Annotated in this window: 12 protein-coding genes; 2 read left to right on the top strand and 10 right to left on the bottom strand. The window is 73.1% G+C overall.

Going from position 1 to position 14,289, the window contains the following annotated elements; genetic code table 11:
• The 4 genes from OZN99_RS12970 to OZN99_RS12955 all read right to left on the bottom strand — a co-directional run.
• The coding region (locus OZN99_RS12970; protein ID WP_456299880.1) for a preprotein translocase subunit SecA at positions 1-1,907 on the bottom strand (1,907 nt) is incomplete at its 3' end.
• A 103-nt stretch (positions 1,908-2,010) separates the two neighbouring features.
• On the bottom strand, positions 2,011-4,161 hold the full coding sequence (locus tag OZN99_RS12965; protein WP_270935663.1) for a PqqD family peptide modification chaperone: 2,151 nt from the start codon (positions 4,159-4,161) through the stop codon (positions 2,011-2,013).
• A gap of 23 nt (positions 4,162-4,184) precedes the next feature.
• Positions 4,185-6,056, bottom strand: a complete 1,872-nt coding sequence (locus OZN99_RS12960; protein ID WP_270935662.1) for an HlyD family efflux transporter periplasmic adaptor subunit — start codon at positions 6,054-6,056, stop codon at positions 4,185-4,187.
• A 228-nt stretch (positions 6,057-6,284) separates the two neighbouring features.
• Positions 6,285-7,091: an efflux RND transporter periplasmic adaptor subunit gene (locus OZN99_RS12955; RefSeq protein ID WP_270935661.1), complete on the bottom strand. Its 807-nt coding sequence runs from the start codon at positions 7,089-7,091 to the stop codon at positions 6,285-6,287.
• 226 nt (positions 7,092-7,317) lie between these two features.
• Between OZN99_RS12955 and OZN99_RS12950 the strand changes: the two genes are divergently transcribed.
• Positions 7,318-7,599, top strand: coding sequence for a DUF3467 domain-containing protein (locus tag OZN99_RS12950; RefSeq protein WP_270935660.1), 282 nt, complete (start codon positions 7,318-7,320; stop codon positions 7,597-7,599).
• A gap of 43 nt (positions 7,600-7,642) precedes the next feature.
• Here OZN99_RS12950 and OZN99_RS12945 read toward each other — a convergent pair whose 3' ends face one another.
• Complete coding sequence (locus OZN99_RS12945) at positions 7,643-7,861, bottom strand: hypothetical protein (protein WP_270935659.1); 219 nt, start codon at positions 7,859-7,861, stop codon at positions 7,643-7,645.
• 234 nt (positions 7,862-8,095) lie between these two features.
• Between OZN99_RS12945 and OZN99_RS12940 the strand changes: the two genes are divergently transcribed.
• Positions 8,096-9,085, top strand: coding sequence for a glycosyltransferase family 2 protein (locus OZN99_RS12940; protein ID WP_270935658.1), 990 nt, complete (start codon positions 8,096-8,098; stop codon positions 9,083-9,085).
• A gap of 3 nt (positions 9,086-9,088) precedes the next feature.
• On the opposite strand, the gene OZN99_RS12935 is transcribed toward OZN99_RS12940, so the two are convergent.
• The 5 genes from OZN99_RS12935 to OZN99_RS12915 all read right to left on the bottom strand — a co-directional run.
• Positions 9,089-10,309, bottom strand: coding sequence for a class I SAM-dependent methyltransferase (locus tag OZN99_RS12935; RefSeq protein WP_270935657.1), 1,221 nt, complete (start codon positions 10,307-10,309; stop codon positions 9,089-9,091).
• A 4-nt stretch (positions 10,310-10,313) separates the two neighbouring features.
• The gene (locus OZN99_RS12930; protein ID WP_270935656.1) at positions 10,314-11,573 is read right to left on the bottom strand and encodes a class I SAM-dependent methyltransferase; all 1,260 of its coding nucleotides are present in this window, start codon (positions 11,571-11,573) and stop codon (positions 10,314-10,316) included.
• Positions 11,570-12,628, bottom strand: a complete 1,059-nt coding sequence (locus OZN99_RS12925) for an NAD-dependent epimerase/dehydratase family protein (protein ID WP_270935655.1) — start codon at positions 12,626-12,628, stop codon at positions 11,570-11,572. Before OZN99_RS12925 ends, OZN99_RS12930 begins: the two co-directional genes overlap by 4 nt.
• Positions 12,629-12,660: 32 nt before the next feature.
• Complete coding sequence (gene rfbF / locus OZN99_RS12920; RefSeq protein ID WP_270935654.1) at positions 12,661-13,449, bottom strand: glucose-1-phosphate cytidylyltransferase; 789 nt, start codon at positions 13,447-13,449, stop codon at positions 12,661-12,663.
• 234 nt (positions 13,450-13,683) lie between these two features.
• Positions 13,684-14,289 (bottom strand): GntR family transcriptional regulator (locus OZN99_RS12915; protein WP_270935653.1); only part of this gene is annotated, 606 nt, incomplete at its 5' end.

Raw genomic sequence — 14,289 nt, 5'->3', positions numbered from 1 at the left:
GCGGCGTGCATCGCCTCGGCCCGGCCCTGCGCCACGCGGCGCAGCAGCGCGACGCCGCCGCCCGGCAGCAGGCGCGCGAGCTTCGCCACGCGCGGGCCGGCATGGCGGAGGAACAGCTCGTCCTCGGCGGAGACGATTGCCTCGAAGCTGCCGGGGTCGCCCTGGCGGGCGCCGCGGCCGATCAGCTGGCGGTCGATGCGCGGGCTGTCGTGGAACTCCGCGACGATCACATGCAGCCCGCCCAACTCCTCCACCCCCTCGGCCAGATGGATGTCGGTGCCGCGGCCGGCCATGTTGGTGGCCACCGTGATGCGGCCGCGCTGCCCGGCCTGCGCGACGATCTCAGCCTCCGCCTTGTCGAAATGCGCGTTGAGCACGGCGTGCTCCAGCCCCAGCGCGGCGAGGCGGGTGGAGAGCTGTTCCGATGCCTCGACGCTCTTCGTGCCGATCAGCACCGGCCGGCCGGTCTGCGCCATGCGGCGCGCTGCCTCCGTGACCGCGTCCCACTTGGTCGCCATGCCAGGCAGAAGCCGCGCGCCGAGGTCGCGGCGGCGGTTGGGCCGGTTCGTGGGGATGCGCACCACCGGCAGGCCGTAGACGGCGCGCAGCTCCCCGCTGAGTTCCCAGCCGGTGCCGGTCATGCCGGAGAGGCGGAGGTAGCGGCGGAAGAAGCGCTGGTAGGTGATGCGGGCGAGCGTCTCCCGCCGTCCCGTCAGCTCCACGCCTTCCTTCGCCTCGATCAGCTGGTGCAGGCCGCGTTCCCAGGTGCGGCCATCGGCGATGCGGCCGGTGTACTCGTCCACGATCTGCACCTTCCCGTCCTGCACCACGTACTGGTGCCCGCGCTGGTAGATGCGCAGCGCCAGCAGCGCCTGTTCGGCCAGTTCCTCCCGCGCGCGGCGGATGCCCCAGAGGCCGCCACGCAGGCGGCTCTCCTCCTCCACACGCGCGCGGCCGGCATCGGTCAGGCGCACCAGGTGGCGCGCGGGCATCAGCTCGTAGTGGCGTCCCTCCTCCAGCCTGGATGCGATGCCGAGCGCGAGTGCATAGGTCTCCGCCTCGCCCTCGCTGCCGGAGGCGGCGGAGATGATCAGCGGGGTGCGCGCCTCATCCACCAGCACGCTGTCGGCCTCGTCCACGATGGCGAAGCCGAGGCCGCGCAGCAGCAGCGGCGCCGGGTCGGCATCGGCCAGGACGGCCTGCACGGAGCGTCCCGCGCGGCCGCGGCGCCGGCCGAGCGCGATGCGGTCGCGGAGGTAGTCGAAGGCGATCTCCTTGTTGGCGCCATAGGTGATGTCCGCCTGGTACGCGGCGCGGCGCACCTCCGGCTCCTGCCCGTGCTGGCAGATACCGACGGAAAGGCCGAACAATCTGTAGAGCGGCTCCAGGATTCCGGCGTCGCGTTCCGCCAGGTAGTCGTTGACGGTGACGACATGCACGGGCAGGCCGGCGAGCGCGGCGGCGATGGCGGGCGGGCCGGCGGTGATGGTCTTGCCCTCGCCGGTCGCCATCTCCGCCAGCCAGCCGGCGACGAGCGCGCGGCCGCCCATCAGCTGCACGCGGTAGTGCCGCTTGCCCAGCACGCGGCGGCTGCCTTCGCGCGCCAGGGCGAAGCAGCGCACCAGGAGGTCGTCACGCAGGCCGTGGCGGAGGAAGGCAGGGCGCAGCGCCTCCGCCGCCTCGCGCAGCCCGGCGTCGGTGAGAGCCTGTACTGCGGGCTCGGCGGCGTCCACGCGGTCGCAGAAGCGTTCCAGCATGCGGCGGCGATGGCCGAGGCTGCGCGCGGTGACCTCGCCCCAGGCCATCAGCGCGCGGTCGGCGAGGTTCGGGTCGCGCTCCGCCCGTTCGGGATAGGGGCCGGACTGGCGTTCGTCGGTGCGCCAGGGCTTGAGGCGGTCGGCGGTCATGGGGCGTGCCCGGTGCGACCGGCACGGGCGTGCGGCCCCCGCCCCGACCCTCCCCCGCACGCGGGGGAGGGAGAAGACGGCTTCACGACGCGCCCCTCACCCATCACAACTGCAGGCGGGCGAGTACCAGCTGCCGCCCGCGGCGCCACCATTGCGCGCCCAGCGGCTCCGCCCCGTGGTCGAAGCGGACGAAGACGCGGGCGCCGAATCCCTCCTGCACGGTGCCCGCGGGCAGCGCGAGGTCGAACTGGAACAGCCGCTCCAGCGTGCGGGGGTTCTCGCCGCCGGCGCTGGGATCGGCGGCGAAGCGGCCGCCGCCATCCACCGCCAGGGCGCGGCTCGGCAGGCGCTCGGAGGCGGCCGGCACCTCCCGCACCAGGCGGGCGGGCAGCGGTTCCCAGATGCGGCCGGGCAGCTTCACCTCCACGCCGTCCAGCCGGCCGCGCACCAGGTCGATGTCGGCCTGCGGCACCACCACGCGCGCCAGAGTCGCCTCCCGCGGGGTGACGAAGCCCAGCACGTCGCCGCGCTTCACGTAGCGGCCGGGCAGGTCCTCGGCGCGCGGGACGCGGAAGGTGCCTTCCGCGGAAGCGCGCACCAGCAGCGCGTCCAGACGCTCCTCGGCACGGGCCAGCTGCTGGGTCTTGAGTGTGATCTCCTGCCGCGTCACCTCGGCCTGGACGCGGTTGGTGAACTGCTCGGAATCCAGCCGCGCGCGCAGTGCCTCGATCTGGGTGCGCAGCACGACGACCTCGGATTCGAGGTCGGGGTGGTCTGCCTGCACCAGCGGCGCGCCGGGCGCCACCCAGCTGCCGGGCGCGGTGGCCACCGCGCGCACGAATCCGTCGCTGCCGGCGCGCACGATCGTCTCCTCCGGCAGCCAGACCACGCCTTCCGATGTGGTGCGCAGCGGCGCGGGCACGACGGTGAGCAGCAGCGCCGCCGCCGCCAGCCCGCCGAAGGTCATCGCCATGGCGCGACCGCGCTTCAGCTGCAGGCGGGGGCTGGTGCCGACATGCCAGAACGCCTTGGCCAGCGGCCAGACGATGGTGAGCAGGATGCCGCCGATCGCCATCAGCGCGCCGACGACGAAGAAATGCTCCGCCACGAACAGCGCAATGCCCAGCACGACGGCGATGCGCCAGACGAAGCTGGCCGGGGCGTAGAGCGCGAACCAGAAGCGTTCCCAGGCGGTGCTGACCGGCGGCTCCACATCCGCGCCGAACAGCTTCGCCTCCGCCAGCCAGCCCCACCACTTGTTGGCGCGGCCGCCGAGGTTCGGGATCTCGAGCAGGTCGCAGGCGATGAAGTAGCCGTCCAGCTTCAGCAGCGGGTTCAGGTTGAAGACGATGGTGGAGACGCCGGCCACCAGCATCACGTTGAAGCACAGCGCGCGCGCCAGCCCGGGCTCCAGCAGCGTCCAGGCCACCATCGCCAGCGCCGCGACGAAGGCCTCCACGATGACGCCTGCCGCGCCCACGCCGGCGCGGCGCCACTTGCTGCGGAATGCCGCGGAGGCTGTGCCGTCGACATAGGGCACGGGCGCGAGCGCCATGAACATCACGCCCATCTCCCGCACCTCGCCGCCGCCGGCGCGGGTGGCATAGGCGTGGCCGAGCTCGTGCAGCAGCTTGAGGAACGGGAAGACGACGGCGATCAGCAGCAGGCCGGAGGGCGTCATCACCCGGTCGGCCAGGTTCGCCGTCAGCTCCTCCCGGTGCATCCCTGCGAGCAGGACGCCGAAGCCGACGACCAGAAGCCAGAGCACGGCGCCGAAGCGGGAGAGGAAGGGCCGCACGAAGGGCAGCGTCGCGACCAGGAATCGGTCGGGGTCCCACAGCGGGATCTTGATGGCCAGCGGGTTGCCCGCGCGGCCCAGCAGCTTGCGGCGCTGCTGCTTGCCGCGCCGCGTCATCATCTCCGCCGCATCGGCCGCCACGTCGGTCTGCAGCAGGTCGGCCGCGTGCAGCTGGGAGAGCAGGTTGACGACGGAAGTCTGGGTCGGCGCGTCGTCGCCGAGCTGGGCGACGAGCTCCTTCCAGAGCTCGTCCACCGTCCGTTCGCCGTCCATCATGCCGGCGAGCGCGTAGGCCGCCGGGCTGAAGCGGTGGTAGCGGCCGGAGGCGTGGTCCTGCAGCACGTACCACGTCTCGCCGCGGTAGCGGTGCCGGTGGATCTTCACATGCGGGCGCAGCCGCGGCCTGAGCCGCCCGACGCGGTGCCACTCGCCGCTGAGGAAGGCGTCGCGGGCCATGGGACAGGTGCCTCAGGCAGTCCTTACGGCAGCCAGGTCCAGAGGCTCATGCGCGCCCAGTCCACCAGGCTCCGTGTCCAGATCCAGGCCAGCGGCTGGTCGTCCACCGACAGCTTGGCGACGCCCTCCATCCCCGGGCGCAGCCGCGCATCGGGGTCGGTGACGGTGGCCTCCACGCGGAAGACGTTGCGGCCATCCTGGGTGTTGGCAACCGGCGTCACCTTGGTGACGCGCACCGGGAAGGACTGGCCGGACAGGCCGGTGAGCACCAGCCGGCCGCCCTGCCCTTCCGTCACGTAGCGCATGTCGCGCTCGTCCACGCGCAGCACCACGCGGAAGCCTTCCAGCGGCGCGACCTCGAACAGCACCCTGCCGGTCTCGACCGGCGCGCCGAGCTGCTGGGAGAGGTCGCCGGAGACCACCACGCCGCGGAACGGCGCGCGGATGCGGGCACGTTCCAGCTTGCCCTCCACCAGTGCCAGCTGTGCCTCGGTCTGGCGGACCTGGGCGGCGAGCATGCGGGCCTGGGCGCGATCCTGCCGGCCCAGCGCCTCCTGGTAGCGCAGCTGCTGCTGGTCGCGCTCGGCACGCCAGCGCGCGGCCTCCAGCGCCAGTTCGCGGTCGTCGAGCGTGGCGAGGAGCTGGCCTTCCTCCACCACGTCGCCGGCGCGCGCCGGGGCAGTGGCGACGAAACCTTCGAAGGGTGCGACGGCGGCGCGCTGGATCGAGCCCTCTATCGCGGCGCGGGCGGCGACGCGGAACTCCCCGGTGGCGACCGCGAGCCATGCGGTCGCGCCGATCGCGGCGGCGACGGCCAGCTTCAGCGCCGGCCGGCGCGGACCGAAGACGGCGCGCAGCCCGTCCCCCAGCGCGGTGACGATGCGGCCAGTGACCAGCTTCTCGCTGTCCGCCTTGGCGGCGACGATGGGGCCCAGGGCGTGGCCCACCGCTTCCAGCAGTCGCAGCGTGGAGGCGTCGAAGGGCGCGCCCTCGCGCTCGAAGGTCAGCACGCCGACGGTCCGGCTGCCGCTGGTCAGCGGCACGGTGGCGACGGCGTTGGCGCCGGAAAGCCGGCCGAGCTCGGCGGCGGCCAGGGAGATGCGGCGCGACGTCTCCGGCAGTGCGGGCACCAGCACCGGCACGTCCTGGTCCAGCGCCTCTTCCATCGCCGACTCGATGGCGGCGACGGTCTGCGCCTTCTGCTCGAACCATGCGGCGTGGGAGATGGCGACGAGCTTCGCCCCGCGCCGCTTCGCGAGGCCGAGGCAGACCCGCCGGCACTCGAGCCGCGTCGCGAGGTCGGTCGCGACGGCGACGGCAGCGGCATGCAGGCGGGGATGCTCGCCGGCCACCGCGACGACGTCGAGCGCGAGCGCGGTGCGACGCAGCTGCTCGGCATCCTCGCCGGCCCGGCGACGACGGAACAGCGTCTCCAGCCAGCCCGCACCCCAATGCAGCTGGCGCAGCGCGGCCTGCAGCGCCGCGCCGGTCGCGCGCAGCTCCAGCACCACGGCGCCGTGCACCTGGCCGTCGAGCTCGAGCGGATAGGCGACCTCGGACGCGCCGTCGCGGCCGGCTGCAACGATGCCGCGCTTCTCGGCAAGCGCCTGCTGGGCGGTCCTGGCGAGGTGCGTCACGTCACGCGCGCGGTCCGGCCAGATCGCCGCTGGGGTGAAGCGTGCGCGGCCTTCCTGCAGCAGCAGCAGGCCGCTGACCGCGTCCGGCACGGTGCGGCACTGGATTGCGAGCCAGGCGGTGCAGAACTCGCTGGCGTCGCTGGCGCCGGCGAAGGAGGCCCAGAGCGAGGCCTCCTCGGTCTGCGGCGTGACCAGCCGAAGCTTCGGCGCGCCCTGGGCGGCGGGGGACGGGCGGCTCGCGTCCTCGGCGAACGACATCGGCTTGGCCTCTCCCCTCAGGCGCGCGGCGCGCGCGATGACGCCCGGCCGCGATACGGTCCGATAGCGTTGCGGGACATACGGCGCCGCGTCATCGTGCCGAGGGTCCTGCACCGGTGGTCGAATGTCCTGCCCGCAAGGAGAGACCGCTGGTGGAGACGGGTCAATGTCGTTGAGCTTGCCGATTGATGTCGAAACGGACATGTTTCGGCCGGCGCGGGCAGCCGCCTAGTCCGGCGCGCGGAACCGGATGCGGCAGCGCAGTCCGGCCGGGAGGGCCAGGTCCGGATTCGCAAGCAGCAGGCGCACGCCGAAGGTGCCGCTCGCCGCATCCATCACCCGGTCCACCACGGAGACGCGGGCGCGATACTGGCCGCCCACCGGCGCTTCCGGCATCACGGTGGCGACGTCGCCGGTCGCGATCTGGCCGAAGAAGGCGACGGGCAGGTAGACCTCGACATGCAGCGGGTCGATCTGCGCGAGCGTCAGCAGCTGCGCCTGCTCGTGCAGGTATTCGCCTCCCGAGAGGTGGCGCTCCACGACGATGCCGTCGATCGGGCTCAGGATCTGGCGCTGCGCGACCTGCTCCTCGGCGCGCAGCAGCTCGGCGCGGGCGGCTTCCAGGTTCATCTGGGCATCGCGCAGCGTGAGTGCCGCGACGCGCGCCTCGGTCGCCGCCTCGTCGTATTCGCGTTCGCTGACGGCGTTGGTGGCGCGCAGCCGCTCCAGCCGACCGGCCCGGCGGCGCGCGTACTCGGCGCGCTGCTCCGCGCTGGCCACCGGGCTGTCGTTGCGGGCGCGGACGCGGGCGAGCGCGGCATTCGCCTCCTCCACCTCCGAGGCAAGCTGCGCCAGCACCTGCCCGCGCCGCACCACGTCGCCACGGTTCACGTTGACGGCGCGGATCAGCCCGGTGACGGAGGCGCCGAGCTTCACGCGCTGCGCGGCATCCATGAGGCAGTCGAACTCGGTGTCCTGCAGCAGCGGCGCCGGTTGGGCGGCAACAGGCAGCGACAGCGCGGCGAGCAGCAGCACGGGCAGCGCCGACCGGCATACCGGAGCGGTTCCGAAACGTCCCGTCGCGCCCATTCGGATCACGCGCCACCTCGCCACGCCATGGCGTCCAGCATCGCCGAATCCCGCGGAAAAGCAACGGTTCCCCGTCCTGGCGCGGCTTGTCCGTTCACGGACGCGTGGTATCGTCCGCCCAGCCAGCCGGTGCGCCCGATCCCGTGGCGCTCGGCGGATCGGGGAGCACGCGATGAGCCAGTCCAGCGACAAGCCGGACACCAAGCCGGAGATGAAGCTCGACACGAGCAACCTGAAGAGCAGCTACTGCAACGTCTGCAGCGCGACCAGCACGCGCGAGGAGGTGGTGCTGACCTTCGGCGTGAACCAGAACTGGGACCTGCAGCAGCAGGGCGGCGCGATGGAGGTGCAGCTGCTGCACCGGATCATCATGAGCCCGGTGGCAGCCAAGCGGTTCCATGATCTGCTGACACGGCTGGTGAACGAGCACCAGCAGCGCCACGGCGGCCTGTAAGGCGGCGCTTCGGCACGCCCGCCGCCCCGCGGCGGGCCGCCGGTCAGCCCTGGTCCGCGGCGTCGAACTCGCCGCGGAGCTCCTCCGTGCTCAGCAGCAGCACGCGACGGGCATCCAGCACCTGCGGCGCCTGGTCGCGCAGCGTCGCCCAGCGCGCCTCCAGCGCGTCCAGCGCGGCGTCCAGGTCCTCGAACCGTTCCGTTTCCGGCGCCGGCGAGCCGTCCGGCCGCCAGCGAAGATAGACCGGTCCCGACTGGCTCATCTGCCCGAATCCCCCGCCTGCTGCCGCGCACCCGGCGCGCGGCGGCGCCAACATCCGTAACCCCGGCGCCGCGATCAAGAGGGGGGCCGCCAGGCCGGGCGATGCAGTCCTGCCACGGTGTTGCACGAAGCAGCGCCTCAACCGCTTGTGTGGGTGTCCCGGCGATACGTTGCGGCGTTGCGCAGGCAGAATGCGCGGTGCCTCCGCAACGCTGTGCGACAGCACAAGGACTGCATGAGCGAACACGCGACCGCCGCCCCGGCCGTCAGTATCGGACTGCCCGTCTACAATGGGGAGCGCTACCTCGACGCAACGATCCGGTCGATTCTCGGCCAGTCCTTTGCCGACCTCGAACTGATCGTCAGCGACAATGCCTCGACCGATGCAACGGCCGAGATCTGCCTGGCGCACGCCGCACGCGATCCGCGGGTGTCCTACCGGCGGCAGCCGCGCAACCTGGGCGCGGGGCCGAACTACGATGCCTGCTTCCACCGCGCGCGCGGCCGCTACTTCAAGTGGGCGGCGCATGACGATTTGCTGGCGCCGGACTACCTGGCGCGCGCCGTCGCGGCATTGGATGCTGCGCCGGATGCCGTGCTGTGCACCACCGGCATCACCGAGATCGGGCCGGAGGGGCAGGAGCTGCGCCGCTACGCCAACCACTTCCCCGGAATCGACGCGGCGCGTCCGGCGCGGCGGCTGGGCGCGGTGATCCACACGCGCCACCAGTGCGAGGACTTCTTCGGCCTGTTCCGCCGCGCCGCCCTGGTCGGCTCCGGCCTGCACGGGACCTACAGCGGGTCGGACCGCGTGCTGCTGGCGGAGATGGCGCTCCGTGGCCCCTGGGTGTCCGTGCCGGCGCCGGTCTTCCTGCACCGCGAGCACCCGCAGCGCTACACCCGCGCCCTGCTGCTGAAGGACCGGCGGGAGGCGGCGCTGTGGCAGGACAGCACGGCACGCCGGGCCAGCGCGCATTTCCACCTGACGGTCTGGCGCCATTATTGGCGCGCGGTGACGCGCAGCGTGCCGGACCCGGCGGCCCGCGCCGCCTGCCGGGCCGAACTGCTGCGCTGGTGGCTGACCGACGGGCACGCCGCGGACGTGCTGCGCGACGCGGCGCGCGCGGCGAGTCCTCGCCTCTTCGCGGCGTTGCGCGCGGCAAAGCGCGCGGTGCTGGGCGATAGCGGCCCGGCCCGGCCCGGCGCACTGCCCCCGGCCGAATAGCGCCTACAGCGCCAGCAGCCGGGGCGAGAGGCCGAGCCCGGCCAGGGTGGCGGCGATCTCCTCCCGGTAGACGCGGTTCATGACCACCACGGTGTCGGGCCGCGACGCTGCCAGCGCGGCGGGCGCGACGATGGGATGGCCGCTGCCGATCATGAACATGCCCTGCCGGTGCGGGTTGATGTCCACGACCTGCATCACGGCGTCCGCCGTGCGACCGAGCGCCGCGAGGAAGGCGACGCCCTTGGAGCCAGAGCCCCACAAGGCCACACGCCCCGCCCCGGCGATTCGGCGCCGCCACGCAGCCAGCTTCGCGTCATGCGCGGCGGCGAAGCCCGCGCCGAGCCGTGCGACCTCGGCGAGAGGCCCGGGCGCCGCCGGCGCAGCGCCGACATGGCGGGCCAGCAGGCCGAGGTACTGCCCGTCGTAATCGGCATAGACCGCGTCCGTCGCGAAGCCGTGCCGGGCGAAGAGGCCGCGGAGCGCCGCCTCGGTAAAGTAGCAGCAATGCTCGTAGTAGATGTCCTCGATGGCGACCTCGCGCAGGATGCGAAGGCTGTCGGGCACCTGGACGAACAGCCGCATGCCCGGCGCCGAGTTGCGGGCGACCTGCGCGCAGAGCGCGGCGAAGCGGCCGACGGCCGGGATGTGCTCCAGCGTCATCTTGCAGACCAGCAGGTCGGCCTGCTGCGTCGCCGCCGCGACCTCGTCGAAGAAGGCCGGCACCAGGCGCACGTCCCCCGTGCGCCGTTCCACCACGTCGGCGCGGCGCGGGTCGACGCAGGGATCGAAGCCCTGTCCGCTCGCGCCCGTGGCGCTGCAGAGCAGGTGCAGGAACTCGCCCTGGCCGCAGCCGATCTCCACCACGCGCTTGCCGGCCAGGGGAACCGCCGCGGCAATGCGCAGGGCGAGGTCGCGGTGGTAGCGGCGGAAGGCGCCGCTCCAGCCCTGGCTCGGCTCGTAGCGGTCGGAATACTCGGTCAGCTCCGGGGCGAAGGCGCGGTTCGCGATGAAGCCGCAGGATTCGCAGAGGAACAGCGCGATGTCGCCGCGCGGCCAGGCGCGCGCGGCCTCCGCGCTGGGCAGCATCAGGCAGGAATTCGTCGGAACGCTGTGCAGCTCGGCCAGCTTCGCGCCACCCGGGGCGCCGCAGGCCGCGCAGCGATGGGCGGGCACCTTGGAGAGCGTGGCGGGCGCGGCCTGGCGCGACGCCAGCGTGTCGGGCATCGGCTCAGCCCTCCACGACGACGGGTTCGGGGATGGGCAGGATGAACCGCCCGCCGGCCGCGAGGAAGGCCGCCTGCTGCTGCAGGATCTCCGCCCGGTGGTTCCAGGGCAGCAGCAGCAGGTGCGTCGGCCGGTCCTCCGCGATGCGCTCCACCGGCACGATCGGTAGCTTCACGCCGGGCACGAACAGGCCGTGCTTGTGCGGATTGCGGTCGGCGACCCACAGCAGGTCGCCGCGGCCGATGCCGAAATGGTTGAGCAGGATGGTGCCCTTCGCGGCCGCGCCGTAGCCGCCGATCCGGGCGCCCTGCGCCGCCAGCCGATCCAGCAGGGCGCGCAGCCCGCGGCGCAGCTCCGCGACGCGGCCCGCAAGACCGCGAAAGGCGTCGGCCCGATCGAGCCCTTCCGCCCGTTCCTGCGCGAGCAGCGCGGCGAGGCGCGGGCTCGGCGCCGCCTCCCGCTGCACGAAGAGCCGGAGCGAGCCGCCATGGATCGGGATGCGCTGCGCGTCGTTCAGCGCCAGGCCCTCCCGCGCGAACAGCGCGACCAGCGCGGTGAGCGAGAAGTAGCAGAGATGCTCATGGTAGATGGTGTCGAACTCCACGTGGTCGATCAGGTCGCGCAGGTAGGGGACCTCGATGATGGCGGTGCCACCGGGCGCCAGCACCGTGCGGATACCGCGGACGAAGCCGCGCGTGTCGGCGACATGGGCCAGCACGTTGTTGGCGAACAGCAAGGCGGCGCGGCGGCCCTGCCCGGCCAGGTGCTGCGCCAGCTCCTCGGTGAAGAAGGCATGCAGCGTCTCGATACCGGCGGCGCGCGCCGCCGCCACCGGGCCGCGCGCGGGGTCGATGCCGAGCACGGCAAGCCCGGCGTCCCGCGCATGGCGCAACAGGTAGCCGTCATTGCTGGCCAGCTCGATCGCCAGCGCGCCCGGCGCCGGGCGGAAGCGCGCCACGGCCTCCGCCACGTTGCGCGCCGCATTGTCCACCACCGTGCGGGAGACGGAGGAGAAATACGGATAGTCGTCCGCGAACAGCACCTCCGGCGCGACGGTGTGGCGCAGCTGCGCCAGTCCGCATCCCACGCAGGAGACCACCTCGAGCGGCCAGGCCGGGTCGGGCCGCACGGCTTCCGCGGTGAAGCCGTCGGACAGCGGCATGCGGCCGAGGTCGAAGACGCTGGCCAGCTCACGCCCGCCGCAGCCGCGGCAGGCGACGATCTCGGCGCAGTCGGCGGCGACGGGGCGGAGCGCGACGCTCACGCCTCGACCCTGTCGCGCGTGAGGACCACGGGGCGATAGTCCGGCGTGACACGGCCGGCGGCGATCAGGGCGTTCAGATGCGCGAGGCGCTGGTAGCGCGCGCCCTCGAACTCCTCGGGCGTCGGGCGCTGGCGCAGGCAGGCCTCGAGCAGTTCCTCGACCGATTCGCGCACGGTCCGGCGCGGCGCGGCATGGGGAAAGCGGCGCGCGAACTTGTCGCCGCTGACGCGGTAGTTCAGCCGGTCCGGCCCCGCCCCGGGGGCGAAGCGCAGCACGGTGCCAGGCACCACGTCGGCGACGGCCTGCGCGATCTCGATGACGCGATGGTTCGCCTCCGTTGCGCCGATGTTGAAGGCCTGCAGGTGGATGTCCTCGCGCGGCGCCTCGCAGACGGCCAGGAAGGCGCGGCTGATGTCGTCCACATGCACCAGCGGCCGCCAGGGCGTGCCGTCGGACTTCAGCAGCACCTCCCCGGTGGCGCAGGCCCAGGCGGTGAGGTTGTTCACCACCAGGTCGAAGCGCAGCCGCGGCGAGAGGCCGAAGGCGGTCGCGTTGCGCAGGATGACCGGTGAGAAGCCGTCATCGGCCAGCGCCGCGATGCCGCGTTCCGCATCCACCTTGGACTGGCCATAGGGCAGCAGCGGGGCGAAGGGCGCCGTCTCGTCGATCAGCTCCTCGCCGGAGGCGCCGTAGTTGGCGCAGGAGGAGGAGAAGGCGAAGCGTGGCACGCCGGCGCGCTTCGCCGCCGCGGCGACGCGCACGGCCGCGCGATGGTTGATCGCGTCGGTCACCGCCGGGTCGCGGTTGCCGAGCGGGTGGTTCGACAGCCCGGCCAGGTGCACCACGGCGTCGAAGCCGGCCAGGTGGTCGGGCTGCAGGTCGCGGATGTCGAGGCCGAGATTCGGCACCTTTGCCGCCGGCCCGGGATGGCGGCCGAAGGTGCTGCCGCGGAACAGGTCCGTGTCGCAGCCCACCACCTCGTGCCCGGCCTCGAGGAAGATCGGCACGGCGGCCGTGCCGATGTATCCGAGATGGCCGGTGATGAGGATTCGCATCGTCGGGTGGTCTCCTTCGCGGCGCGGCCGCGTCAGTTCCAGATCTTCCAGGGCGCGCGGCCGGAGGCCCACAACGCCTCGAGCCGCGCACGGTCGCGCGGCGTGTCCATGCACTGCCAGAAGCCTTCGTGGCGGAACGCCATGAGCTGTCCGTCGCGCGCCAGCCGCTCGAGCGGCTCGGCCTCGAACTGCGTCGCGTCGCCATCGATCAGGTCGAAGACCTCCGGCTCGCAGACGAAGAAGGCGCCGTTGATCCAGCCCTCGGCACGTTCCGGCTTCTCGCGGAAGCCGGCGATGCGATCGCCGTCCAGCTCCAGGTGGCCGAAGCGCGGTGGCGGGCGCACGGCGGTCATCGTCACCATGCGCCCATGCGCGGCGTGGAAGGCGAGCAGCGCGTTCAGGTCCACGTCGGATAGTCCGTCGCCCCAGGTCAGCATGAAGCGCTCGCGCCCGATCGCCTCGCGCAGACGGCGGATGCGGCCGCCGGTGTTGGTCTCGGCGCCGGTCTCGCGCAGCTCCAGCGTCCAGCCCTGCATCGGCCAGTCCTCGGCGCCCGCGTCCTGCGTCTCAACGCTGCGGCGGTCGTAGTCGATCCGCAGATGGCCCCCGCGCAGCGCGGCGAAGTCGGTCGCGTAGCGGCGGATGACGTCGCCCTTGTGGCCGAGCGCGACCACGAAATCGCGATGCCCGTAACCAGCGTAGTATCGCATGATGTGCCACAGGATCGGCCGGCCGCCGATCTCGACCATCGGCTTGGGGCGCAGCTCGGTCTCCTCGCCCATGCGCGAGCCGAGCCCGCCGGCGAGTATTGCAACCTTCACCGTGTCCACCTCGCGAAGACAACCGCAGCCTTACGTCGGCGCAGTATTCGCAGCGTGGAACGGCGCCGCGAATCACGAGGGGTGGAGACAGGCCGCGCCACGATGCGGTCGGGATGACAACGCGGTGTGGACGTTGCGCAGGCGCCACACGGCAACGAAAGCGCCGCACGTCGCGTTCAAGCCGACGTCAGTTGCAACGGCGCGGCGCGCGGGGAGGCGGCCTGGCGACAGGCTTCAGGCGACGTCGGCGCCCGGCGCGAGCAGCGCGGCGGGTCCGCCGGACTCGCCGCTCTGCAGGATCAGGCGCAGGTTCCGCCGGGCATTGTCGGCATGCTCGCGGGCCAGCGCCTCCGCGCGCGCGCCCTGGCGCGTCTCCATCGCCTCGACCAGCAGGTGGTGCTGCTGGTGGGCGAAGCGCAGCAGCGACAGCCGCCCGGCATCGCTCGCCGCGTTCGGCACCAGGGCGGAGGCGCCGGCGAAGGGCAGCGCCTCCACCATCGCCAGCGCGCGACGCAGCGCGGCATTGCCCGCCGCCTCCACGATGGCGGCGTGGAAGGCGCCGTTCATGGCGACATAGGCGTCGGTCGCCTCGGCATCCAGCACGCCGCGCGCCAGGGCGGCGTCGCCCGCAGCCAGCGCGGCGCGCAGGCGACGGGACAGGGCAGGATCGACGCCCTGCTCGGCCACCAGCCGCGCCGCCATGCCCTCCAGCTGGCCGCGCAGCGCGATGGCGTCGTCGATCTCGCGCACGGTGAAGGCCCGCACCGCGAAGCCGCCGCCAGGCGCCGGCACGGCCAGGCCCTCCGCCTGCAGCTCGGCCAGCGCCAGGCGCACGGGCGT

The sequence above is a fragment of the Falsiroseomonas oryzae genome (assembly GCF_027856955.1).
GTDB classification, from domain to species: Bacteria; Pseudomonadota; Alphaproteobacteria; order Acetobacterales; family Acetobacteraceae; genus Falsiroseomonas; species Falsiroseomonas oryzae.
This window is presented reverse-complemented; position numbering and strand designations above follow the sequence as displayed.